Source organism: Kitasatospora sp. NPDC101235 (genome assembly GCF_044767505.1).
Classification (GTDB): domain Bacteria; phylum Actinomycetota; class Actinomycetes; order Streptomycetales; family Streptomycetaceae; genus Kitasatospora.
Map to the genome: position 1 here is coordinate 265,875 of NZ_JBIWNZ010000003.1, position 23,411 is coordinate 289,285.

The 23,411-nt window shown below is 74.5% G+C and carries 23 protein-coding genes; 7 read left to right on the forward strand and 16 right to left on the reverse strand.

Annotated elements, in window-relative coordinates:
• The first annotated feature begins 66 nt into the window (after window positions 1-66).
• From ACIRRH_RS07340 to mug, 3 genes are all read left to right on the forward strand, one after another.
• A complete protein-coding gene (locus ACIRRH_RS07340; protein ID WP_403062972.1) occupies window positions 67-1,230 on the forward strand; it encodes a M24 family metallopeptidase in 1,164 nt (387 codons plus the stop codon).
• A 109-nt stretch (window positions 1,231-1,339) separates the two neighbouring features.
• Window positions 1,340-2,407 carry a phosphatase PAP2 family protein gene (locus tag ACIRRH_RS07345; protein ID WP_403062975.1) on the forward strand — a complete coding sequence of 356 codons (1,068 nt, stop codon included), beginning with the start codon at window positions 1,340-1,342 and terminating at the stop codon, window positions 2,405-2,407.
• A gap of 14 nt (window positions 2,408-2,421) precedes the next feature.
• Entirely contained in the window at window positions 2,422-2,979 is a 558-nt protein-coding gene (gene mug / locus ACIRRH_RS07350; RefSeq protein WP_403063673.1) for a G/U mismatch-specific DNA glycosylase, read from the forward strand.
• On the opposite strand, the gene ACIRRH_RS07355 is transcribed toward mug, so the two are convergent.
• On the reverse strand, window positions 2,904-3,917 hold the full coding sequence (locus tag ACIRRH_RS07355; protein WP_403062978.1) for a LysR family transcriptional regulator: 1,014 nt from the start codon (window positions 3,915-3,917) through the stop codon (window positions 2,904-2,906). The two genes, mug and ACIRRH_RS07355, sit on opposite strands and share 76 nt — an antisense overlap.
• 138 nt (window positions 3,918-4,055) lie before the next feature.
• Here ACIRRH_RS07355 and ACIRRH_RS07360 point away from each other — a divergent pair, with 138 nt between their 5' ends.
• The gene (locus ACIRRH_RS07360; protein ID WP_403062981.1) at window positions 4,056-5,060 is read left to right on the forward strand and encodes an NADP-dependent oxidoreductase; all 1,005 of its coding nucleotides are present in this window, start codon (window positions 4,056-4,058) and stop codon (window positions 5,058-5,060) included.
• A 22-nt stretch (window positions 5,061-5,082) separates the two neighbouring features.
• Here ACIRRH_RS07360 and ACIRRH_RS07365 read toward each other — a convergent pair whose 3' ends face one another.
• Window positions 5,083-6,021 (reverse strand): sigma-70 family RNA polymerase sigma factor, encoded by a 939-nt coding sequence (locus ACIRRH_RS07365; RefSeq protein WP_403062984.1) that lies wholly within the window; start codon window positions 6,019-6,021, stop codon window positions 5,083-5,085.
• 74 nt (window positions 6,022-6,095) lie between these two features.
• On the opposite strand from ACIRRH_RS07365, the gene ACIRRH_RS07370 reads away from it, so the two are divergent.
• Window positions 6,096-6,785: an NAD(P)H-dependent oxidoreductase gene (locus ACIRRH_RS07370; protein ID WP_403062987.1), complete on the forward strand. Its 690-nt coding sequence runs from the start codon at window positions 6,096-6,098 to the stop codon at window positions 6,783-6,785.
• Between the two features lie 21 nt (window positions 6,786-6,806).
• On the opposite strand, the gene ACIRRH_RS07375 is transcribed toward ACIRRH_RS07370, so the two are convergent.
• The 3 genes from ACIRRH_RS07375 to ACIRRH_RS07385 all read right to left on the reverse strand — a co-directional run bounded on the left by ACIRRH_RS07375 (window position 6,807) and on the right by ACIRRH_RS07385 (window position 9,237).
• On the reverse strand, window positions 6,807-7,763 hold the full coding sequence (locus tag ACIRRH_RS07375) for a M48 family metalloprotease (RefSeq protein ID WP_403062990.1): 957 nt from the start codon (window positions 7,761-7,763) through the stop codon (window positions 6,807-6,809).
• Window positions 7,764-7,766: 3 nt separating this feature from the next.
• Window positions 7,767-8,192: a BlaI/MecI/CopY family transcriptional regulator gene (locus tag ACIRRH_RS07380; RefSeq protein ID WP_403062993.1), complete on the reverse strand. Its 426-nt coding sequence runs from the start codon at window positions 8,190-8,192 to the stop codon at window positions 7,767-7,769.
• A gap of 136 nt (window positions 8,193-8,328) precedes the next feature.
• A complete protein-coding gene (locus ACIRRH_RS07385) occupies window positions 8,329-9,237 on the reverse strand; it encodes a DMT family transporter (protein WP_403062996.1) in 909 nt (302 codons plus the stop codon).
• Here ACIRRH_RS07385 and ACIRRH_RS07390 point away from each other — a divergent pair.
• Window positions 9,236-10,690, forward strand: a complete 1,455-nt coding sequence (locus ACIRRH_RS07390; protein ID WP_403062999.1) for a PLP-dependent aminotransferase family protein — start codon at window positions 9,236-9,238, stop codon at window positions 10,688-10,690. The two genes, ACIRRH_RS07385 and ACIRRH_RS07390, sit on opposite strands and share 2 nt — an antisense overlap.
• 31 nt (window positions 10,691-10,721) lie before the next feature.
• On the opposite strand, the gene htpX is transcribed toward ACIRRH_RS07390, so the two are convergent.
• The 11 genes from htpX to ACIRRH_RS07445 all read right to left on the reverse strand — a co-directional run bounded on the left by htpX (window position 10,722) and on the right by ACIRRH_RS07445 (window position 21,683).
• Window positions 10,722-11,585 carry a zinc metalloprotease HtpX gene (htpX, locus tag ACIRRH_RS07395; RefSeq protein ID WP_403063002.1) on the reverse strand — a complete coding sequence of 288 codons (864 nt, stop codon included), beginning with the start codon at window positions 11,583-11,585 and terminating at the stop codon, window positions 10,722-10,724.
• Between the two features lie 153 nt (window positions 11,586-11,738).
• On the reverse strand, window positions 11,739-13,283 hold the full coding sequence (locus ACIRRH_RS07400) for an NADH-quinone oxidoreductase subunit N (RefSeq protein ID WP_403063676.1): 1,545 nt from the start codon (window positions 13,281-13,283) through the stop codon (window positions 11,739-11,741).
• Window positions 13,284-13,339: 56 nt separating this feature from the next.
• Entirely contained in the window at window positions 13,340-14,896 is a 1,557-nt protein-coding gene (locus ACIRRH_RS07405; protein ID WP_403063005.1) for a NuoM family protein, read from the reverse strand.
• A gap of 53 nt (window positions 14,897-14,949) precedes the next feature.
• Entirely contained in the window at window positions 14,950-17,037 is a 2,088-nt protein-coding gene (locus ACIRRH_RS07410; RefSeq protein ID WP_403063008.1) for an NADH-quinone oxidoreductase subunit L, read from the reverse strand.
• On the reverse strand, window positions 17,034-17,426 hold the full coding sequence (nuoK, locus tag ACIRRH_RS07415) for an NADH-quinone oxidoreductase subunit NuoK (RefSeq protein WP_403063011.1): 393 nt from the start codon (window positions 17,424-17,426) through the stop codon (window positions 17,034-17,036). The genes ACIRRH_RS07410 and nuoK overlap by 4 nt, the downstream gene beginning before the upstream one ends.
• On the reverse strand, window positions 17,426-18,124 hold the full coding sequence (locus tag ACIRRH_RS07420) for an NADH-quinone oxidoreductase subunit J (protein ID WP_403063014.1): 699 nt from the start codon (window positions 18,122-18,124) through the stop codon (window positions 17,426-17,428). The genes nuoK and ACIRRH_RS07420 overlap by 1 nt, the downstream gene beginning before the upstream one ends.
• Entirely contained in the window at window positions 18,121-18,678 is a 558-nt protein-coding gene (locus ACIRRH_RS07425) for a NuoI/complex I 23 kDa subunit family protein (protein WP_403063017.1), read from the reverse strand. The genes ACIRRH_RS07420 and ACIRRH_RS07425 overlap by 4 nt, the downstream gene beginning before the upstream one ends.
• Window positions 18,675-19,634 (reverse strand): NADH-quinone oxidoreductase subunit NuoH, encoded by a 960-nt coding sequence (gene nuoH, locus ACIRRH_RS07430; protein ID WP_374120116.1) that lies wholly within the window; start codon window positions 19,632-19,634, stop codon window positions 18,675-18,677. Before nuoH ends, ACIRRH_RS07425 begins: the two co-directional genes overlap by 4 nt.
• Window positions 19,631-20,656, reverse strand: coding sequence for an NADH-quinone oxidoreductase subunit C (locus ACIRRH_RS07435; RefSeq protein WP_403063020.1), 1,026 nt, complete (start codon window positions 20,654-20,656; stop codon window positions 19,631-19,633). Before ACIRRH_RS07435 ends, nuoH begins: the two co-directional genes overlap by 4 nt.
• The gene (locus ACIRRH_RS07440; protein WP_403063023.1) at window positions 20,653-21,351 is read right to left on the reverse strand and encodes an NADH-quinone oxidoreductase subunit B; all 699 of its coding nucleotides are present in this window, start codon (window positions 21,349-21,351) and stop codon (window positions 20,653-20,655) included. The genes ACIRRH_RS07435 and ACIRRH_RS07440 overlap by 4 nt, the downstream gene beginning before the upstream one ends.
• Entirely contained in the window at window positions 21,342-21,683 is a 342-nt protein-coding gene (locus ACIRRH_RS07445; protein ID WP_403063679.1) for an NADH-quinone oxidoreductase subunit A, read from the reverse strand. Before ACIRRH_RS07445 ends, ACIRRH_RS07440 begins: the two co-directional genes overlap by 10 nt.
• A gap of 415 nt (window positions 21,684-22,098) precedes the next feature.
• Here ACIRRH_RS07445 and ACIRRH_RS07450 point away from each other — a divergent pair, with 415 nt between their 5' ends.
• Window positions 22,099-23,268: a sensor histidine kinase gene (locus ACIRRH_RS07450; RefSeq protein WP_403063682.1), complete on the forward strand. Its 1,170-nt coding sequence runs from the start codon at window positions 22,099-22,101 to the stop codon at window positions 23,266-23,268.
• Window positions 23,269-23,411: the final 143 nt, after the last annotated feature.

Genomic DNA, 23,411 nt, shown 5'->3' on the forward strand with positions numbered 1-23,411 from the left:
CCGGATCGCGGCGGTGCCTCTCCGAGGGCTTCGCCAACTCGGCGAGGAAGTGATGGAGTTGACCCGATGGCGTCTCAGCAGAGCCCGTCCGGCCCCAGAGGAGGAACCGCCGTGCCCCGCCCCTTCACCGTCGAGGACCACGCCGCCCGGATGGCCCGTGCCACCGCCGAGGCGACCGCCGCCGGGCTGGCCGGCCTGGTCGTCGCCCCCGGCCCCGACCTGGCCTACCTGTGCGGCTACTCGCCCACCGCGATCACCGAGCGGCTGACCGCCCTCGTCCTCACCGCCGGGAACGAACCCGCCATGGTGGTCCCCAAGTTGGAGCGCCCGGACGCCGAGGAGGCGGTCGGCGCCCCGGCCGTCCGGCTGCTCGACTGGTCCGACGGCGAGGACCCGTTCGCCACCGCCGGCCCCCTGCTCGACCCGGCCGGACGGTACGGCGTCTCCGACAACACCTGGGCGCTGCACCTGCTCGGCTTCCAGGCCGCGCTGCCCGGCGTCTCCTTCACCTCGCTCACCGACAGCCTGCCGATGCTGCGCGCCGTCAAGGACGCCGAGGAGCTGGACCGCCTGGCCGCGGCCGGCGGCGCGGCGGACGCCGCCTACCGGCGCATCCTGGAGGTCGACTTCGCCGGCCGCCGGGAGACCGACGTGGCCGCCGACCTCGGCGCGCTGCTCATCCAGTACGGACACAGCCAGGTCGACTTCACCGTGGTCGGCTCCGGCCCGAACGGCGCCAACCCGCACCACGAGGCCGGCGACCGGGTCATCCGTACGGGTGACACCGTGGTGCTGGACTTCGGCGGCCTCAAGGACGGCTACGGCTCCGACACCACCCGGACGGTGCACGTCGGCCCGGACGTTCCGGACGAGGTGCGGAAGGTGCACGAGCTGGTCCGGCGGGCCCAGCAGACCGCCTTCGAGGCGGTCCGCCCCGGGGTCGCGTGCCAGGAGATCGACCGGATCGCCCGGCGGGTGATCACCGAGGGCGGCTACGGCGAGTACTTCATCCACCGCACCGGCCACGGCATCGGCACCACCACGCACGAACCGCCCTACCTGGTCGAGGGCGAGGAACGGCCGCTGGTGCCCGGCATGTGCTTCTCGATCGAGCCCGGCGTCTACCTGCCCGGCCGGTTCGGGGTGCGGATCGAGGACATCGTCACCGTCACCCCGGCCGGCGGCCGCCGCTTCAACAACACCCCGCACGAGCTCGGCATCGTGGCCTGACCATGTCTGACCGTGTGTCGAACCGGGTGCCGACCGAGTCGGCTGTTCTTACGATCCGGTCATATTTCACCCAGTGTCCTCCAAGCTTGAGTTGCTAGTTTCGGTGCGCATGACCAAGACCCTCCGCCCGGCCCCGCACCACGTGCGGGCCGGACAGCCGCGCCCGGTGCCTCCGCCCCGACCCCGCGTGACGGGCTGGTCGAGACTCCGGTGGCTGGCCTGGCCGCTCTACCTGACGTTCTTCCTCTGGTTCCTGCGCACCGAGGGCATCCCCGCGGCCAACGACGTGCTGTTCCTCTGGCTGATCGCCGCCCTGCTGACCGCCGCCGTGCACAGCGGGCACGGCCCCCGCGGCTTCCTCCTGGTCCTGCGCGACTGGGTCCCGGTGATGGCCGTGGTGTGGACGTACTCGCTGCTGCGCGGCTACGGCGCGCACACCCCGTGGGCCCCGCACTGGCTGCCGCAGCTCCGCTTCGACGAGGTGCTCGGCCTCGGCGAGACCTGGACCGTCCGGCTCCAGCACGCCCTCTACACCTCCGGCTCGCCGCACTGGTACGACTACGCCGCGGTGGCCGTCTACCTCTCGCACTTCTTCGTCGTCTTCCTGCTGCTCGCGGTGCTCTGGCGGCGCGCGCACCACCGGTTCCGGCAGCTGCTCGCCTGCTACCTGACGCTCACCTTCGCGGGCTTCGCCACCTACCTCCTCTATCCGGCCGACCCGCCGTGGCTGGTCTCCCAGGAGGGCAACCTGCCGCACCTGTCCCGGGTGGTCTGGGAGGTGATCTCGGTGAGCGGGCTGCCGCAGGCCGACTCGCTGCTGGAGAACGGCAGTCAGTTCGCCAACGACGTCGCCGCGATGCCCTCGCTGCACTCCGCCTACCCGGCGATGCTGCTCTTCTTCTTCTGGCCCACCGCCAAGCGCTGGCTGCGGGCGGTGCTGGTCGCCTACCCGCTCGCGATGACCTTCACCCTGGTCTACGGCGCGGAGCACTTCATCATCGACGTCTTCGTCGGCTGGGCCTACGCGGCCGCGGTGGTGTTCGGTCTGCGCCTGCTGCGCAACCGCCGCTCCGCTGCCGCGACTCCGGCCGCGACTCCGGCTTCGACTCCGGCTCCGGCTTCGGCAAAGGGCCCGGCGCAGGCCCCGACGGAGGGCCGGGCAGACTTGGCCGGGTGAATCCGAGCGCACCGATGAAGCCCACCGCCGAGCAGCTGCTCGCCGCCAAGGACACCACCATCCCGGACGTCACCGGGCCCGGGCTGCGGGTGCTGTTCTGCGGCATCAACCCGGGCCTGTGGTCCGGCGCCACCGGCCACCACTTCGCCCGCCCGGGCAACCGCTTCTGGCCCGCCCTGCACCGCTCCGGCTTCACCGCACGCCAGTACCGGCCGGACGAGCAGCAGGAGTTGCTCGCACTCGGCCTGGGCATCACCAACGTCGCCCCGCGCACCACCGCCAAGGCCGACGAGCTGACCGCCGAGGAGCTGCGCGAGGGCGGCGCCGCGCTGCGCGAACGGGTGCTGCGGCTGCGCCCGCGCGTCCTGGCCGTGCTCGGCATCGGCGCCTACCGGACGGCCTTCGGGCAGCGCCGGGCCGCGCTCGGGCGACAGCCGGAGGGCATCGGCGACACCGAGGTGTGGGTGCTGCCGAACCCCAGCGGCCTCAACGCCCACTACACCCTGGACGGGCTGGCCGAGGAGTTCCGCACGCTCCGGGAGGCCGTCGAGGACCGAACCGTCGGGAGCTGAACCGCCGGGAGCTGAGCCGCCGGGGGCCGGGTCGTCGGGGGTCGGGCCGCCGACAGCCCGGCCGGCAGCGGCAGTTCGCGCAGCTCGCGGATCAGCGCCCGGACGGCGGCCGTCCCGGCCAGCTCGGGCGTGGTGACGTACCCGACGGAGCGGCTCGGCGGCTGCGGTCCGAGGTCGGTGACGGCGAGGCCGGCCGGGGCGCCGAGGAGGGCCGTCCGGGGCATGATCGCCATGCCCAGGCCCTGGGCGACCAGCGAGACGGCCACCGTGTCGTCCTCCACGTCCACCGTCGCGGGCGGGATCCAGTCCTGCCGTCGCCACCAGTCCCGGGTGTACGAGCCGCAGTTCTCGTTCCAGTCGACCAGCGGGAGCTCGCGCGGCGCCGGGTGGCCCTGCGGGTGCGCGAGCGCGTACGACTCCTCGTACAGCCGCACCGCGACCAGGCCCGGGACGGACGGCGGGCCGCCCGCGTCGAGCGTCGCCAGCCCGAGGTCGGCGCGCCCGTCCGCGACCTCCCCGGCGGTGCCGCGGCCGATCTCCCGGACGATCCGGACGTGGGTGCCGAGCCCGGGGTGGCGCTCGGCGAGCCGGGCCAGGACGGGCGGCAGCAGATGGGCGGCCGCACTGCGGAAGGCGGCGATCCGCAGGGTGCCGGTGAGCGGCCCGTCCGCTCCCGCGCCGCGCACCTCGGGGCCCATCGCGTCCAGCAGCCGCAGGATCCGGCGGGCGTACGCCACCGCCCGCGCGCCGCCCTCGGTGGGGCGCGCACCGTGGCGCCCGCGGTCGAAGAGCACCGTGCCGAGCTTCCGCTCGCAGGCGCGCACGGCGTGCGAGACGGCGGACTGGGTGGTGCCCAGGCGCGCGGCGGCCGCCGTGAAGCTCCGCTCCTCCTCGACGGCGACCAGGGTCCGCAGCTCGTGCGGGGCGAGATCGGTCATGCGCCCGAATCTAACCCGCGATCCATCGATCCTGCTCATGGATGCCGCCGTTCCATCGACCGGCGCCCCTGCCCGGCCGCTCCTCCGCTTCCTACGGTGGTCACGTCGCCCGCCCCCGCGCCCCTGGAGCAGCATCCGATGTCCCGTCCCACCGCCCGCGCCGTCCACCTGGTCTCCCGCCCCGACGGCGCGCCGACCGCCGCGAACTTCGCCTTCGTCGACGAGACCGTCCCGGCACTCGCGGCGGGCGAGGCCCTGGTCGAGAACCTCTACCAGTCCGTCGACCCGTACATGCGCGAGGAGATGGAGGAGGGCGGCTGGGAGCTGCACGCCCCGCTGGAGGGCCGCACCCTCGGCCGGGTGGTGGAGTCCCGGGCCGACGCCCTGCCGGCCGGGGCGCTGGTCCAGCACCGCCAGGCCTGGCGCACCCACTCGGTGGTCACCGCCGAGCGGGCGAGCCTGCTGCCCGATGTCGCCGGAGTCCCGCTCAGCGCCCACCTGTCGGTGCTCGGCGGCACCGGCCTGTCCGCGTGGGTCGCCCTGACCAGGATCGCCCGGCTCCAGCCCGGCGAGACGCTCTTCGTCTCGGCGGCCGCCGGCGGCGTCGGCACCGCCGCCGGACAGCTCGCCCGCCTGCTCGGCGCCGGACGGATCGTCGGCAGCACCGGCTCCGCCGCCAAGGCCGCCCGCCTCACCGAGCTGCTCGGCTTCGACGCCGCCTTCGACTACCACGACGGCCCGATCGCGGAGCGCCTGCGCGAGGCCGCTCCCGAGGGGCTGCACGTCTACCTGGACAACGTCGGCGGCGACCACCTGGAGGCCGCCATCGGCGCCCTGCGCGACCACGGCCGGATCGCCTGGTGCGGCGCGGTCGCCCAGTACAACCGGCTCGGGAACCCGCCGGCCGCGCCGCGCAACCTGTTCGACGTGGTCGGGAAGAGCCTGCGGCTGGAGGGCTTCCTGGTCCGCAACCACCTCGACGCCCGGCCGGAGCTGTACGACTTCCTGGTCCCGCACCTGCGCTCGGGCGCCGTCGTCCCGGACGAGACGGTCGTGGACGGCTTCGACCGGGTCGTGGACGCCTTCCTCGGCATGCTGCGCGGCGCCAACACCGGCAAGATGCTGGTCCGGATCGCCGACTGACCGGGCTCGGCCGGCCACGCGCTCACCCCGGCAGTACGGCCAGTTCGAGCGCCGCGAGCCGGGCCGGGTCGGCCACCACCTCGTAGCCGGCCACCCGGCCGTCCGCGACCGCCACCCGCAGCACCAGCCGCAGCCGCCCGTCCGGGGCGATCAGGATGCCGGGCTCCCCGTCCACCAGGGCCACCGCGCCGTAGCGGGCCCGGCGGCCGAAGACCGTGGTCTCCCGGGCGACTGCCTGCGCGCCCCGGGCCACCAGGGCGCGGCCGGGCCCCAGCGCCGCCGGATCGGCCCGCCGCACCACGTCCGGGGCCAGTACGGCCAGCAGGTCCGCCAGGTCCCCGCCCCGGGCGGCGGCCAGGAAGGCCTCCACCACCCGCCGGTGCCCGGCCGACGGCTCCGGGGGCGGCGAGGCCGTGCCGCGGACCCGCTGCCGGGCCCGGCTGGCCAGCTTCTTGGCGGCCGCCGGAGTCCGCCCGACGATCGGCGCGATCCGGTCGAAGGGCACCGCGAAGCCGTCGTGCAGCACGAAGGCGACCCGCTCGGCCGGGCCCAGCCGGTCCAGCACCACGAGCAGCGCCCGGCCCACCGACTCGACCAGCAGCGCCTCCCGCTCCGGCTCCGGGCCGCCGCCCGTCGCGTCCGGCAGCGCCTCGTCGGTCGGCTCCTCGCGGCGCGCGGCACGGGCCCGCAGCAGGTCCAGGCAGATCCGGGAGACCACCGTGGTCAGCCAGCCGGGCAGGTTGTCGATCTCCGCCGGATCGGTGCGGACCAGCCGCAGCCAGGCCTCCTGCACGGCGTCCTCGGCCTCGCCGGTCGAGCCGAGCATCCGCTGGGCGATCGCCCGCAGCCGGCCGCGCTCGGCCTCGAAGCGCTCCGTCGGCACCCCGGCCCTCCGCTCCGAGGCCGCTCGCCCGGCCGGTGCTCCCCCGGCCGCCGCTCCCGCCATCGCGTCCCGGTCCATCGGTCACCTTTCCTCGGCGCGGCTCGTCACCGCTGTGACGATCCGTCCCCCTCCGAGGTGACCGGGAGACCACCATGACCTCCACCACGCTGCTCCACCTGGACTCCAGCATCAGCCCGTCCGGCTCGGTCAGCCGCGCCCTGACCGCCCGCTTCGCCGCCGCCTGGCACGCCCGGCACGGCGTCGCCGCCCGACACCGGCACCACGACCTCGCCGCCGACCCGGTACCCCCGGTGCGCGCCGCCTACGACGCCCTCGGCCGCCGCACCGAGCGCAAGGGGATACTCCCGCTGGACGACATCGGCCGCCTCGCCGAGGGGCCGGACGAGGCGCACGAGTGGGCGCTCAGCCGCCCGCTGATCGAGGAGCTGCGAGCCGCCGGCACCCTGCTGATCGGCAGCCCGATGTACAACTACACCGTCTCGACCGGCCTCAAGGCGTGGATCGACCGGGTCACCTTCCCCGGCGTCCACCACGACCCGGAGACCGGCGCGCCGCTGCTGCGCGACACCCGCGTGGTGGTCGTCGCGGTCCGCGGCGGCGGCTACGGTCCGGGCACGCCGCGCGCCCACTGCGACTTCCAGGTCCCGTACCTGCGGGCGTACTTCGACCGGATCGGGGTCGCGGCGGAGCACCTGCACGTGGTCACCGCCGAGCTCACCAGGGCCGCGGACATCCCGGCGCTGAACGCCCTCCAGCCGCTCGCCGCCGAGTCCCTGGCGGCGGCCGAGGCCGCCGTCGACGAGCTGGCCGCGACGCTCTGAGCCGTCCGGGCGGGCGGGCCGCTACAGCGGGGTGACGGCCTTGAGCACCACCAGCAGGGCCACGGCGGCGTTGAGTGCGCACAGCGCCGACGCGGCCGTCCCGACCGCCGCGACCATCGCCGCCAGGCCCGCCGGCGTCTTGGCCGGCGGCCAGTTGCGGGAGGTCGGCACCGGGCCGAGCAGCGCCGCGACCCGGCGCGGCACCGGGCCGGCCGCCGCGGCCGGGGTGGCGAAGGCCGCGAAGCCGGGCGCCGGGGCGGCGTGCGAGACCAGAGCCGCCCGGGCCACCGCCCGCGCGGTGATCCGGCGGTCCCCCACGGCCTGCGCCGATTCCTCGTCCGCCCAGCGCTCCGCGCTGTACGCCACCGCGTTCTGCAACGGCCGCAGGAACGGGTTGACGCAGGCGGCGAGCTGGGTGGTCAGCAGGTACCGGTGGTGCCGGTGGCGCAGGTGCGCCCGCTCGTGCGCGAGCAGCGCCTCGCGCTCGTCGGCAGCCAGGCCGGCCAGCATCCCGGTGGAGACCACCACCCGGCCGGGCGATCCGGGCAGCGCGTAGGCGTACGGGCTGTGGTCCGGCAGCACCGCGAGGTCGCCGTTCTCCCCCGGCCCGGCGGGCAGCCCGCTCAGCGCCCGGCGGGCCCGGCCCCGCACCCGGAGGTGCCGCACGGTCGTCCGGGCGCAGGCGAGGCCCACCAGGGCCAGCAGCCACATCGCGGCCGTGCCGACCGTCTCGTGGTACGGCAGCGCGGCCCGCACCTCCGGGTCGGACCAGCTGTCCGGCAGCGGGTTGCCGGGGATCTGCGCGGTGCCCACCACGCCGATCAGCCCGAGGCAGAGCACGCTGCACACCGCCATCACCGCGCTGATCACGGTCATCAGCCGGGTGGCGCCGCGCGGATGCAGGTGCTGTTCGGTCAGGCGCGCGATCGGGACCGCAGTGAGCGGCAGGACGAGCGGGAGGAAGACGAAGAGGCCCACGGATCAGCTCTCACGGTCGGGCGCTGCCGGATCGGCGGACGCGGCGTCCAGCAGCGCCCGGAGCAGTTCCTCGTCGTGCGGCAGCAACGCGCTGACGAAACTGGCCAGGACGGCGTCCCGGTCCGCTTCGCCGTCGAGCATCCGGCGCATCCGCAGCGCGGCCAGGCCGGCGGCGTCCGAGGAGGCCTGCCAGAGGTAGGAACGGCCGGAGCGGGTCCGGGTCACGGCGTTCTTGGCGTGCAGCCGGGACAGGATGGTCATCACCGTGGTGTACGCCAGGTCGCCCTCCAGGCGTTCCTGGACCCATCCCGCGGCGGCCGGGCCGGGCGCCTGCTGGAGCACCGCGAGCACCTGCGCCTCCAGCTCGCCCTGGCCGCGTCGTCGGGCCGGCGCGTCCCCGGCCGCCGGGACGTGCCTCTCGTCTGCCATGACGGCCCACTCCCTCCGGATGCCGCGCCCGGACCGACGGGGCGCGGGATCATCCTAACGAGCGGGAGGCTGCTCCGGACGGCTCCGGACGAGGGTTCGGGGACGGAGGAGGTGGCTGCGCGCGGCCCGCAGGTGGCTAGGCCCGGGCCCGTTGGGTCACCGCGATGCAGACCAGCACGACCACCGCCGTCACCGGCGCGGCCGCCGGCAGGTGCTCGCCCAGCAGCAGCACCGACCACACCAGGGTCAGCAGCGGCTGCGCGAGCTGCAGCTGGCTGGCCCTCGGCACCCCGATCCCGGCCATCCCCCGGTACCAGAGCACGAACCCGCCGAACTGCGAGACCGCGGCGATGTACGCCAGCCCGGCCAGCGCCTTCGCCCCCAGCCGCACCGGCTCGGTGGCCAGTCCGAACGCGGCGGTCAGCACCGTCACGGGCAGCGCGGCCACCACCGGCCAGGCGATCACCCGGGCGCCCGGCATGTCCCGGGACAGCCGCCCGCCCTCGGCGTAGCCGGCCGCGCAGATCACCACGCCGACGAAGAGGTAGAGGTCGGCGAGGGTCGGCCGGCCGTGGCTCTGCAGCAGGGTGAAAACGAGCACGGCCGCCGCACCGGCCAGCGCCGCCGCCCAGAACGCCCGGGAGGGCCGGCGGCCGGTGCGCAGCGCCGCGACCACCGCGGTGGCCAGCGGCAGGACGCCGATGACCACCGCCGAGTGGGCGGTCGAGGAGGTCCGCAGGGCGAGCGTGGTCAGCAGCGGGAAGCCCAGGACGCAGCCGGCGGAGACCGCCAGCAGGCCGGGCCACTGCCGGCGCTTCGGCAGCGGGGCGGCGGCGGCCAGCAGGTAGAGCGCGGCCAGCACCCCGGCCAGGGCGCCGCGCAGCCCGGTCGAGCTCCACGGGCCGAAACCGGTCAGGGACCACGCGGTGGCGGGGAAGCTGAGCGAGAAGGAGGCCACCCCGAGCGCGGCGAGGGCGGTGCCGGAGGCGGGGCTGTGCTGAGGTGCTACCGCGGTGGGTAGGGTAGCGCTATCTTGTGCCGTCATGAACGAGCGTAGCAGCGTGGCCGAACTCGCCGACAGTCTGCGGCGGGAGGTGGAGCGCTACCCGGAGGGACGAAAGCTCCCCTCCAGCCGGGCGCTGATGGAACGCCACCAGGTCAGCCCGGTGACGGTCTCCCGGGCCATCGCGGTGCTGGTGGCCGAGGGGCTGGTGGTCTCCCGGCCCGGCGCGGGCGTGTTCCGGGCGGCGGCCTTCGCCGCGGCCCCGGCCTCCCCGGCCGCACCGGCCGCCCGGCCCGGCGACCTCTCCTGGCAGGAGATCGCGCTCAGCGCCGATCACGGCCCGCTCGACCTGCTGGCGGCCCCGGTCTTCGCCACCCTCCGGGTGCCGCCGCCGGACGTCATCGACCTCAACAGCGGCTACCCGCACGCCTCGCTGCTGCCCGAGCGCCTGCTCGGCGGCGCCCTCGCCCGGGCCGGACGCCGCCCGGGCGCCTGGGACCGCCCGCCCACCGACGGCCTCACCGAGCTGCGCGGCTGGTTCGCCCGCGACATCGGTGGCCACGCCGGGCCGATCGGCGCCGGGGACGTCCTGATCACCTCCGGCGGGCAGGGCGGACTGACGGTCGCGATGCGGTCGCTGGCCGCGCCGGGCTCGCCGGTGCTGGTCGAGTCGCCGACGTACTCGGGCATCCTCGCGGTCGTCCGGGCGGCCGGGCTGCGGCCGGTGCCCGTCCCGATCGACGCGGACGGCGTCCGGACGGACCTGCTGGCCGAGGCCTTCGAGACCACCCGGGCGCGGGTGTTCGTCTGTCAGCCGCTGTTCCAGAACCCCACCGGCGCCGTGCTGTCGCCCACCCGGCGGGCGGAGGTGCTGCGGATCGCCCGTGCGGCCGGCGCCTTCGTGGTCGAGGACGACTTCGCCCGGCTCCTGGTCCACGCGGATGCCCCGGCGCTGCCGCGCCCGCTCGCCGCCGACGACCAGGACGGGGTCGTGGTGCACCTGCGCTCACTGACCAAGGCCGCCTCCCCCAACCTGCGGGTCGGCGCCCTCACCGCACGCGGCCCGGCGCTCGCCCGGCTGCGGGCCACCCAGGTGGTGGACAGCTTCTTCGTGCCCCGGCCGCTCCAGGAGGCGACCCTCGAACTGGTCTCCGACCCCGCCTGGGCCCGCCACCTGCGCACCCTCGGCGCCGAACTGCGCGACCGCCGCACCGTCGCCGTCGCCGCCCTGCACCGCGAGCTCCCCGGCGTCCTCGACGCCTACCGCCCCGGCGGCTACCACCTCTGGGTGCGCTTCCCGGACGGCATCGACGACACCGCCCTCGCCGCCGCCGCCCTGCGCACCGGCGTCCAGGTCACCCCGGGCCGCCCCTACCACCCCGCCGAACCCCCGGCCCCGCACCTGCGCCTCAGCTACGCCGCCGCGGACAGCCCGGCGGCGGTGGCGGAGGGGATCCACCGGCTGCGGGTGGCCTACGAGCAGCCGGCGGGCTGAGGAGGGAAGGGAGGGGAGGTCCTCCCGGCCGCTACTGCCGGTACCCCGCCATCCGCTCCAGGCGGGCGATGCGCTCGGCCATCGGCGGGTGGGTGGAGAAGAGCCGGGCGCCGGCCTCGCCGGGGCGGAAGGGGCTGGCGATCATCATGTGGCTCGCCGTCTGGAGCTGCGGCTCGGGCGGGAGCGGCAGCCGACGGGTGCCGTCGTCGAGCTTCCGCAGGGCGCTCGCGAGGGCGAGCGGGTCGCCGGTGATCCGGGCCCCGTCGGCGTCGGCCTGGTACTCGCGGGAGCGGCTGACCGCCAACTGGATCAGCCCGGCCGCGAGCGGGCCGAGGATCATGATGGCGAGCATCCCGAACAGCCCCGGGCCGTCGTCGTCCTCGTCGCGCCCGAACGGGATCAGCCAGGCGAAGTTCACCAGGAACATCACCACCGAGGCGAGCGCCCCGGCCACGGAGGAGATCAGGATGTCCCGGTTGTAGACGTGGCTCAGCTCGTGCCCGAGCACGCCGCGCAGCTCGCGCTCGTCCAGGATCTGCAGGATGCCCTCGGTGCAGCAGACCGCCGCGTTGCGCGGGTTGCGGCCGGTGGCGAAGGCGTTCGGGGCCGGGGTCGGGGAGATGTAGAGGCGGGGCATCGGCTGGCGGGCCGAGGTGGAGAGCTCGCGGACGATCCGGTACAGCCCGGGTGCCTCGAACTCGCTGACCGGCCGGGCCCGCATGGCCCGCAGCGCGATCTTGTCGCTGTTCCAGTAGGCGTAGGCGTTGGTCCCGAGGGCGGCCAGCAGGGCGATCACGAAGCCGGTGCGGCCGAAGAGGCTGCCGATCACCAGGATCAGCGCCGACAGGCCTCCGAGCAGGACGGCGGTCCTCAGTCCGTTGTGCCGGCTGTGCACGTCAGGCCCTCCAATGGCGCGGTGGGGAAGCCCTTTCTGCCTCGTCCCTCTTGCCCGGTCAACGGGTGGGGCCGGGGACCTTGTTCCCTTGTGACCGACGCGACACCGCCGCGGCGCCGCCGGGCCGCACCCCCGGCCCGGCGCGGCGCGGGCTCAGAACAGCGACCCGCCCGCCACCTGGAGGACCAGCTGCGGCGCCACCGAGAGGACCACGGCGACCGAGGCGGTGAGCCCCAGCGTCGCGGTGAGGCTCGTCGGCAGGCGGTGCCCGGCGGCGGCCTCCCCGAGGGGCGCGTCGCCAGCCGGAGCGAACAGCCGGGCCGTCCACAGCAGGTAGTAGTACAGGGCGACGACCACGTTGACGGCCATCACCACGGCGAGCCAGCCCAGCCCGGCGTCGACCGCCGCGCGGAACACCACGACCTTGCCGAACAGGCCGACCACGCCCGGCGGCAGCCCGGCCAGGCAGAGCAGGAAGAAGGCGAGCGCCAGCGCCGTCCAGCGGCTGCGGGCGAACAGGCCGCGGAAGTCGTCCACGCTGGTCCCGGCCCGGCGTCCGACGGCGGCGACCACCCCGAAGGCGCCGAGGTTCACCACGCCGTAGATGAGCGCGTACGCGGCGGTGGCGCCGAGGGGGTCGACGCCGGCGGGCGCGTAGCCGGCCGCGGCGAGCGGCACCAGCAGGTACCCGGCCTGGCCGACCGAGGACCAGGCGAGCAGCCGCACCGCGCTGTACCGGGTGTCGAAGCGCTGCCGCAGCGCGCCGACGTTGCCGACGGTCATGGTGACGGCCGCCAGCACGGCGAGCACCAGGCCCCAGGTGTGGGCGTACGGGCGGAAGGCGATGGTGGTGGCGAGCGCGAGCCCGGACAGGCCGGCCGCCTTGCCGACCACCGAGAGGTAGCCGGCCACCGGCAGCGGGGCGCCGGTGTAGGTGTCGGGCACCCAGAAGTGGAACGGGACGGCGGCGACCTTGAAGGCGAAGCCGACCAGGGTCAGCACGGCCCCCGCCTCGGCCAGCGGCTTGAGCTGCCCGGGGGCGTGCTCCAGGCCCCGGGCGACGGCGTCGAGGTGCAGGCTGCCGCCGGCCGCGTAGACGAAGCCGACGCCGAGCAGCATCACGGCGGTCGCGGTCACCGAGGAGACGAAGAACTTGAGCGCGGCCTCCGCGCCCCGGCCGTCCCGGCGCAGCGCGACCAGGGCGAAGGCGGGCAGCGAGGCGACCTCCAGGGCGATCACCATGGTGGCGAGGTCGCGGGAGGCGGGCAGCAGGGCGGCGCCGGTGGCGCTGGAGAGCAGCAGGAACCAGTACTCGCCGCGCGGCAGCCTCTCATTCTCCACGGTGTGCATCGACAGCAGCGCCGCGATCAGCGCGCCGCCGAGGGCGAGCAGCTGGAACACCAGGGCGAAGTGGTCGGCGACGTACGAGCAGCCGCCGCTGTCGGACCCTCCTGCTACGTTCTGCACACAGAAGGTCGCTCGGGCTGACGATCCGGTCAGGGGAAGGAGCGCGATGAGGGCGAGGGCGAGTCCGGCCGCAGTGAGGCGGCCGAGCCACTTCTTGTGCCGCTCGGGCAGGAACAGGTCCGTGAGCAGCACGGCGAGGGCGGCCACGGCGGCGATCAGCGGGGGCGCGATCGCCACCCAGTCCACGGACTGGATCAGGCTGCCCGGGTTGGCTACGGCGAGGGAGGTCACAGTGTGCTGCCCCGTGGAGTGAGGTCCGAGTGCGGCGGTCTGGGCTGCGAGCACGGTCAGCCACCCCCGAGGAGGTGCTTGACGGCGGGGTCGGAGAGGCCGAGCAGCAGCGCGGGCCACAGGCCGGCGAGCAGGGTGAGCGCGGCCAGCGGCGTCCAGCTGACGGCCTCGTACGGGCGCAGGTCGGCGAGCTCGGCCACCGGTGCGGGCTGCTCGGGGTCCCCCATGCAGACGCGCTTGACCACGATCAGGAGGTACGCGGCGGTGAGGAGGGTGCCGAGGCCGGCCAGGACCATGTAGGTGACGAACGCGGGGCGCGACAGGCCGTCGGCCGGGTCGAACGCGCCGAACATGGCGAGCAGCTCGCCCCAGAAGCCGGCCAGGCCGGGCAGGCCGAGGCTGGCGACGGCGGCGAAGGCGAGCAGCGCGCCGAGCCGCGGGGCCCGGCCGTACAGGGCGGCGCCGGTGGCGCCGGAGAGGGTGTCGAGGTCGGCCGTGCCGTAGCGGTCCTTGAGCGCGCCGACGACGAAGAACAGCAGACCGGTGATCAGACCGTGGGCGATGTTGGCGAACAGCGCGCCGTTGACGCCCACCGGGGTGAGGGAGGCGATGCCGAGCAGCACGAAGCCCATGTGGCCGACGGAGGAGTACGCGATCAGGCGCTTGAGGTCGCCCTTGGCGCCGGGGCGGGCCAGCGCCAGGCAGGCCAGTGAGCCGTAGACGATGCCGACGGCCGCGAAGGCGCCCAGGTAGGGGGCCAGGGTGGCGGCGCCGTCCGGCACGGCCGGGAGGAGGACGCGGACGAGACCGTAGGTGCCCATCTTCAGCAGCACGCCGGCGAGCAGCACCGAGCCCACCGTCGGGGCGGCGGTGTGCGCGTCGGGGAGCCAGCTGTGCAGCGGCCAGGCGGGAGCCTTGACCGCGAGCCCGACCAGGATCGCCAGCGCGGCGATCACCTGGGTGGTGTGGCTCAGGCCGCCGCCGTGCGCGGCGGCCAGGGCCTGCATGTCGAAGGTGCCGGCCTCGCTGCCGATCAGCAGGAAGCCGAGCAGCATCACGGCCGAGCCGAGCAGCGTGTAGAGGATGAACCGGTTGGCGGCCGGGACCTTCGCGCCGCTCCCCCAGCGGGCGATCAGGAAGTACATCGGGATCAGCACGATCTCGAAGGCCAGGAAGAAGAGCAGGAGGTCCAGCACCGCGAAGGTGGCGAGCATGCCGACTTCGAGCAGCAGGAACAGCCCGACGAACGCCTGCGCGGACGGGACGCCCTCCCCGTCCGGCAGCCGTTTCTCCGAATACAGCGCGCAGAGAAAGGTGAGCAGCGCGGTCAGCACGATCAGCGGCAGCGAGATGCCGTCCACCCCGAGGTGGAAGCGCACGTGCAGGGCCGGGATCCAGGACACGTCGGTGGTGGCCTGCATCCGGGCGGGCTCGTCGTGGTCGAAGCCGGCCGCGAGGGCGACGGTGAGCAGGAACACCGCGCCGGTGACGACGGTGTTCAGCCGCAGTGCCCGCCGGTCGGCGGCGGCCCGGTCCGGTCCGAACACCGGCGCCAGGGTGAGCGCGGCGCCGAGCAGCGGCAGCAGCAGGAGGGCGATGAGGACTGCGTTCATCGGGGGCTCCCGGGAGCGGTCGAGGGGACGGAGGTGGAGGAGAGCGACACCGGCTACACCGCCACCAGGACGGCCAGCAGGACGACCGCGGCCAGCAGCGCGCTGAGGTACGTCTGCGCGTTTCCGGTCTGCGCGAGCCGGACGGCCCGGCCGAGCAGGTTGGCACCCGCTCCGCTGCCGCGCACGTAGGTCTCGACGACCTCGCGGTCGAGGAAGCGGACCAGCTTGGCGGCGGCGCCCACCGGGCAGACGAACAGCGCGTGGTACAGCCGGTCGACGCCGAAGCCGTGCCGGGCCGGGCCGAACAGCGGGCCGAGCAGGGTGCGCCCGGGGTCGCCGACGATCACCTCGGCGGCCGGGGCTCCGCCCTGCTCGGGCGCCCTCCCCCAGCCTCCGGCCGGGGGGACCCCCATCGCGACGGCCGGGGCCGGACGGCCGGTGCCCAGCCGGGCGGTCGCCGAGCGCCAGGCGCCGTACGCGGCGAGCACGCCGACCACGGCGAGCCCGGTCCCGGTGACGGCGGTGACCGCGGAGGGCCGCAGCGAGCCGCCGTCCAGCAGCGCGGGCAGCCAGTCCGAGCGCAGACCGAAGACGCCGAAGCCCATGGTCGGAACGGCCAGCACCCACAGCGGCCAGCGCATCGCGGGCGGCTCGGCGGTGGCCGGGTCGGCCTCGTCGAGCTCGGGCGAGTACGGCGCGCCGTTCTCGTGGTCGGCCGTGACGGTGCCCCGGTCGGCGGCGGGCAGCACCTGCGGTGCGGCCGCGGCGGCACCGGCCGGGCTGTGGAAGGCCAGCAGGAAGAGCCTGGTCGCGTACGCGGCGGTCAGCAGCGCGGTGAGCCCGGCGGAGATCAGCACGATCCACCCGGCCGCCTGCGGCACAGCCGAGGCCGGGCCGAGCCCGTTGGTCAGCGCCTCGCCGTTGGCGGCGTGCTCGGCGGCGGTCAGCACCGCCTCCTTGCTGAAGAAGCCGGAGAACGGCGGCAGCCCGACCAGGGCGACCAGCGCGATGCCCATCGTCCAGTAGGCGTCCGGCACCCGCTTGCGCAGCCCCGGGATGCGGGACATCGCGGAGATCGAGTTGGTGTGCGCGGCGTGGATCACCACACCGGCGGCCAGGAACAGCAGCGCCTTGAACGCGCCGTGGCTGACCAGGTGGAAGACCGAGGCCTCGCGGTCCCCGGCGGCCAGCGCGCCGGCCATGTAGCCGAGCTGGCCGACGGTGGAGTAGGCGAGCACCCGCTTGAGGTCGTCCTGGGCGAGCGCGCAGAGCGCCGAGCCGATCATCGTCACGGCGGCCATCACCGCGAGCACGACCAGCGCCGCGCCCGACAGCAGGAACACCGGCAGCAGCCGGGCGACCAGGTAGATGCCGGCCGCGACCATGGTGGCGGCGTGGATCAGCGCGGAGACCGGGGTCGGGCCGGCCATCGCGTCCGGGAGCCAGGTGTGCAGCGGGAACTGCGCGCTCTTGCCGGCCACGCCGGCGAGCAGCAGCAGGGCGGTCAGCGTCGGGTGTCCGAGCCTGCCCTCCGTCGCGGCCGCCAGCACGTCCGGGACGCGGAAGCTGCCGGCGTCCGCACCGAGCAGGAAGATCCCGAACAGGAACGGCACGTCACCGAGCTTGGTGACCAGGAAGGCCTTCAACGAGGCCGAGCGGGCGTCCGCGGTCTCCCAGTGGTGGCCGATCAGGAAGTACGAGCACAGGCCCATGACCTCCCAGCCGGCCAGCAGCACGATCAGGTCGCCCGAGTAGACCACGAGGAACATCGCCGCGGTGAACAGCGAGACCAGCGCCGCGTACGAGGGGTAGCGCGGGTCCTCCTTGAGGTACGCGGTCGAGTAGACCTGGACGCAGGTGGCGACCAGGCCGACCAGCACCGAGATCAGCGAGCTGAAGCCGTCCAGGTGGAGGGCGAGCGCGATGTCCGGGCCGCCGGTCGGGGTGAGCCGGGTGGCGGCGTCCAGGGCCTGGCCGGTGCCGAGCTGGAGGGCGACCACCAGGGCGAGCACCGCCGAGGCGGCGACCGGGACGATCGCCAGCGGCCGGGCCAGGCCGGGCGCCTTCTTGCCGACGGCCAGGGTCGCGGCGGCGCCGAGCGCGGGCAGCGCCGGGACGAGTGCGGGCAGGGCGAGGTTCATGCGGCGGCCTGGCCCTTCAGTGCCTCGGGTCCGGCCGGCGCCTCGGCGCCGACGGGCGTCTCCTCGACGGCGAGCGTCTCAGCCGGGTCGCCGAGCGCGGTGGCCCGGTCGATGTCCGCGGTGCCCCGGGCCCGGAACAGCAGCAGGACGACGGCGAGCCCCAGCCCGACCTCGGCGGCGGCGACGGTGATGGTGAACAGGGTGAGCGCCTGCCCGGCGTGCAGCGAGTCCCGCAGCCAGGCGTCGAAGGCGACCAGGTTGAGGTTGACGGCGTTGAGCATCAACTCGACCGACATGAGCACCAGGACGGCGTTGCGCCGGGCGAGCACTCCGTACACGCCGACGCTGAACAGCAGCGCGGCGAGGACGACGGGGTAGGCGAGGTGCATCAGCCCTCCTGCTCAGAGGTCGACTGCTCGGAGACCCCCGGAGCCGGCTTCGGCGCGGTGGCGGCGACCGTCCCGTTGGACCCGACCGGCCGGCCGGCGCGCAGCTTGCCCGCCCGGGGCGCCGGCACCCGCCGCTTGGAGCCGCGCGACAGCACGATCGCGCCGACCAGAGCCGCCAGCAGCAGCACGGACAGCGCCTCGAAGGGCAGCACCCAGTACCGGAACAGGCTGGCCCCGGTGACGGCGGCCGAGCCGCCGCCCTGGCCGAGGTCGACCCAGGAGGTCCGGAAGGCGTCGACCACCAGCGTGACCAGCGTCCCGGCCGAGGCCAGCGCCACGACCAGGGCCACCCAGCGGTTCTTGGAGTCGGCGTCCGGCGAGCGCCCGATCGGCGCCTTGGTGAGCATCAGCCCGAACAGCACCAGGACGACCACCGAGCCGAGGTAGATCAGCACCTGCACCCAGGCGATGAACTCGGCCGTGAGCAGCAGGAACTCCACCGCCAGCCCGCCGAGCGCGACCACCAGCCAGAGCGCCGCGTGCACCAGCTGCCTGGTGGTCACGGAGACCACGGCCGAGCCGAGCACGGCGATGCCGACCAGCAGGAAGACGATCTCCTGGCCGGTCGGGGACAGGAACGAACGGGCGGCCGGCTCCAGGGAACCGGTCGCCGCGAGAAGCGTGGCGGCACCGATCACGCGTCGTCACCCTTCTCCTCGAGAGCCGCCGCGGCAGTCGCGGCCAGCTTGTCCGCCGCCTTGCGCGCGGTGGCGATCTCCTTGGGCTCCTCGGCCGCCGGGTCCAGCGCCGGCGGCGCGGGGACGGTCCACATCCACTCGCGGAGCTTCTCCCGCTCGTGGGTCAGCTCGTGGATGTCGGTCTCCGCGTACTCGAACTCCGGCGACCAGAACAGCGCGTCGAAGGGGCACACCTCGATGCAGATCCCGCAGTACATGCAGAGCGAGAAGTCGATGGCGAACCGGTCCAGCACGTTGCGGGTGCGGGCCCGGGCGTTCGGCTCGGCGGCCGGCAGCGTCTCCTTGTGGGAGTCGATGTAGATGCACCAGTCCGGGCACTCGCGCGCGCAGAGCATGCACACCGTGCAGTTCTCCTCCAGCAGCGCGATGACGCCGCGCGAACGCGGCGGCAGCACCGGCTGCACGTCGGGGTACTGCGCGGTGACGCTCTTCTTCGTCATCGTCCGCAGCGTCACGGCCAGCCCCTTGGCGAGGCCGACACCGGGAAAGCTCATGAGATCGCCACCTTGATGATGCCGGTGAGGGCCAGCTGGACCAGCGCGAGCGGGATCAGCACCGTCCACGCGAAGCGCATCAGCTGGTCCTCGCGCAGGCGCGGGTAGGTGACCCGCAGCCAGATGACCACGAAGGCCAGCGCGAAGGTCTTGAGGATCGTCCAGAGCCAGCCGAGCTGGTCCGGCAGCGGTCCGTGCCAGCCGCCCAGGAAGAGCACCGCGGTCAGCGCGGACACCACCAGGATGCCCACGTACTCGGACAGCAGGAACAGTGCGAACCGCAGACCGGTGTACTCGGTGTACGCGCCGAAGATGATCTCCGAGTCGGCGATCGGCATGTCGAACGGCGGGCGCTGGAGCTCGGCCAGCCCGGCCGTGAAGAAGACGAACGCGCCGATGATCTGCCAGGGCAGCCAGTACCACTGCCAGGCGTCCACGATCCCGGGCAGCGACAGCGTGCCGGCGGCCATCGCCACCGAGGCCGCCGCCAGCACCATCGGCAGCTCGTACGACATCAGCTGCGCGGCCGTGCGCAGGGCGCCGAGCAGCGAGAACTTGTTCGCCGAGGCCCAGCCGGCCATCAGCTTGCCGATCACGCCGACGCCCATCACGGCCAGCACGAAGAACAGACCGGCGTCGACGGCCTGGCCGACGAAGCCGTCCGGGCCGACCGGGACCGCCAGCAGCACGAAGAGGTACGGCAGCAGCGAGACGGCGGGTGCCAGCTGGAAGATCCGGCGGTCCGCCCCGGCCGGGACGATGTCCTCCTTCTGCGCGAACTTCACGCCGTCCGCGACGAGCTGCGCCCAGCCGTGGAAGCCGCCCGCGTACATCGGGCCGAGCCGGCCCTGCATGTGCGCCATGACCTTGTGCTCGGTCTGGCCGATGACCAGCGGGAAGACCAGGAAGACGACGAGGGTGGCGACGCAGCGCAGCACCGTGTCGAGCAGGTTCACGTGCCGTCTCCGTCCTGGCCGGCCGCTCCGGCCGAGGTCTCGTCCTTCTGCTCACCCGGTTCGCCGGCCGACGGCTTCTCGTCGTGGGCGGGCACCGGGTTGTGCCAGGGCGCGTCGGAGGACCGGGGTCGTGCGGGAGCCGCGGGCTCAGCCGTCGGCTCGTCGGCCGTCTGGCTCGCCGAGCCTTCCGACACCGACCGGGTCCGCCGCGGCCGGTCCGCCCGCACCGGCGGGGCGTCCTCGGCCGGAACGGTCGCAGGAACCTCGCCGGCCGCCTGGCTCGCCGAGCCCTCCGACACCGACCGGGTCCGCCGCGGCCGGTCCGCCCGCACCGGCGCGCCGCCCTCACCAGCGGCGGCAGCACCAGCGGCGGCGGCACCAGCGGCCGCCCGGGGCGTCCGCGCCGCCGTACCCGCCGCCCGCGCACCGCGCGCGGGCCGCTCGGCGACCGGCGGCAGGGTGCCCTTGAGCGGCCCCCACTCGTTCGGGTCCGGCACACCGGCCGGCTGCATCTTGCGCCGGGCCGGCCCGCCGCCGTGGTCGGACTCGCCCGGCTCCTTGGCGCCCGGCCAGTCCTTGGCGACCCGGGCGGCGAGCACGAACTCCTTGCGCAGCGGGTGCCCCTCGAAGCCGTCCGGCAGCAGCAGGGTGGCCAGGTGGGGGTGCCCGGGGAAGTCGATGCCGAACATCTCGTGGGTCTCGCGCTCGTGCCAGGCGGCACCCGCGTACACGGGGACGGCGGTCGGCAGCGCCGCCCGGTCCCGCGGCACCCGGGTGCGCAGCGCGAGGTGCCGCACGCCCGGCGCCTCGACGGCGGCCAGGTGCGCGACCACGGAGAAGCCCTCGGCGAGCTCGTCGACGGCGCTCAGCCAGTCGAAGAAGCCCAGCCCCAGGACGTCCCGGGCGTTGGTGAGCGCCTCGATCCAGTTCTCGGCCGGGACGTCGACGGTGATCAGCCCGTGCGCCTCGGCGCCGGTCGCCCACTCCCCGACCGACGCCGCGCACTGCTCGGCGGACGTCACGAGACCCCTCCCTGGGTCGAAGGGCCGGTCGGCGCCCCGGTCGGGGAACCGGCCTCGGAACCGGCCTCGGAACCGCCCGCGGGCCCGGCCACCAGCGGGCGGCGCAGCGCCGCCGCGGGCGCGGTGTAGCGGTCCGGCAGGGACTCGGCGGCGATCTTCTCCTGGAGCTTGAGGATGCCCTGGAGCAGCGCCTCCGGCCGCGGCGGGCAGCCGGGCACGTAGACGTCCACCGGGATGATCTGGTCCACGCCCTTGGTGACCGAGTACGAGTCCCAGTACGGGCCGCCGGAGTTGGAGCAGGCGCCGAAGGAGATGACGTACTTCGGCTCGGGCATCTGCTCGTAGAGGCGCTTGACGGCGGGAGCCATCTTGTCGGTGACCGTCCCGGAAACGATCATCAGATCAGCCTGACGAGGTCCGGGCGCGAACGGGATGACCCCCATCCGGATGAAGTCGTGCTTGGCCATGGACGCGGCGATGAACTCGATCGCGCAGCAGGCCAGCCCGAAGTTGAAGCACCAGAGGCTGTAGCGGCGGCCCCAGTTGAGCACCACCTTGACCGGGTCCGGCGCGAGCCGGGCCAGCGGGCCGATGCCGCGGCGCTCGACGGCGCCGGGGCGCGCGGGGTCCGGCAGGCCGAGCGGGACGGGACCGCCCTGCGCGCCGCCGTGCGAGTGGGAGTGCGTCACGTCCATTCCAGAACGCCCTTCTTCCAGGCGTAGAGCAGCCCGACCGCGAGGAAGCCGATGAACAGGAACATCTCGACCAGCGTTCCGGCGCCGTAACCGGCGGAGGCGAAGACGGTCGCCCAGGGGAACAGGTAGATCGCGTCGACCGCGAAGATCACGTACAGGAAGGCGTACACGTAGTAGCGGATCTGGGTGTGCGCCCAGTCCTCGCCCACCGGGTCCACTCCGCACTCGTAGGCGAGGAGTTTCTCGGGCGAGTACACCACGGGCCGCAGCAACCGGTTGGCGGTGAACGCCACGGCGACGAAGAGCACCCCGACGACGGCCAGCAGGCCCATCGCGGCGTACGCGTCGAAGTAGCCGCTGCCGACCGCCGGGTCGGCCACGACGGCAGCCGTGTGCTTCCCCTCCATGTCTTCGCCTCCACCTCGGCCGTGAATCCGCCCTCAGGACAGTTCTACGACGTTTGTTCTCCCAGGCCCAACCATGGCCAAAGCGTGAGTCTAAGGGGACGGCTCCGCTCCGCCCGAACCCTGCCCGATCCGCAAGACGGCCGGTGGACACCCTGTCGGGCGTCCGGCGACCGGGCCCGGGGGTGGGGATAACCCCCGGCTGGGAAGATGTATCACCCCCATGGCATCCGCCGCCTCCGGTTCGGGAAGCTTGGTCCAGCCGCACGACGAAGAGGGATGGTAGATCCGGATGAAGCCGCTGCACCGCGCCGTGGACGCCATCAGGGAGCAGGACGCTCGGATGGAGCGCCCGCCGCTGTACGGCACGAGGATGTGGCACCAGGTCGGCCGACTGCTGCTCAATCTGCCGCTCGGCATCTTCGGCTTCGTGCTGGCCGTGACCACGCTCTCGGTCGGCCTGGGGCTGTCGATCACCGTGATCGGCCTGCCGCTGCTGGCCGGCGGCCTGGCCGTCTCACGCTCCCTGGGGGCGCTGGGCCGGCAGCGGGCCCGGTCGGCGTACGACTCCGGGATCGACGAGCCGGAGCCGGTGAAGCCCCGCCGCCCGGGGATGGTCGGCTACACCATCGCCCAGCTCACCGACCTGCTGAACTGGCGCTCGGCGCTCTACAACGTGCTGATGCTGCCCTGGGGCGTGCTCAGCTTCGCGCTGACCCTGGTCTCGGTGATCGTGCTCTGGCCGGTGCTGCCCTGGGTGATCCGCGCGCTGGCCGCGGTCGACCGCATCCTGATCGAGTCGCTGCTCTTCCCGGGTGCCCTGGCCGAGCGGGTGCGCGAGCTGGAGGACGACCGCGGCACCGTGGTCGACACCGCCGCCGCCGACCTGCGCCGCATCGAGCGCGACCTGCACGACGGCGCCCAGGCCCGGCTGGTCGCGCTGGCGATGGACCTCGGCATGGCCAAGGAGCGGCTGCGCGAGGTGGAGACCGAGGACGACATGGCGGCCGCCACCAGGATGGTCGACAACGCCCACGGCGAGGTGAAGCTGGCCCTCCAGGAGCTGCGCGACCTGGCCCGCGGCATCCACCCGGCGGTGCTCACCGACCGCGGTCTGGACGCCGCACTGTCCTCGGTCGCCGCCCGCTGCACCGTCCCCGGCGGGGTCCGGGTGAACGTCGATCTGAGCGGCCCGGACGGGCAGCCCGAGCGCCCGGACTCGGCGGTCGAGGGCATCGCCTACTTCACCGTCAGCGAGCTGCTGACCAACGTCTCCAAGCACGCCGGCGCCCGCTCCGCCTCGGTCGAGGTCTGGCGCTCGGACAAGCAGCTGATGGTGCTGGTCCAGGACGACGGCAAGGGCGGCGCGGCCCCCTACCCGGGCAGTGGCCTGGCCGGGCTGGCCGAGCGGATCCGGGCGGTGGACGGGGTCTTCCTGGTGGACAGCCCCGAGGGCGGCCCGACCACCGTCACCGTCGAACTCCCCTGGCGCACCCGCACCGCCCGGCACTGACCCCGCCCGCGCAGCCACCCGGCAGGGGGCGGCACGCACGGACACGGCAGTGCGCCGGGACCCCGTCGAGGCGAGACGGGGTCCCGGCGCCGGTCCGGTACGGCACCCGGCCCGCTGAACCCTTGCGCGGCGTGCGGCCCGGC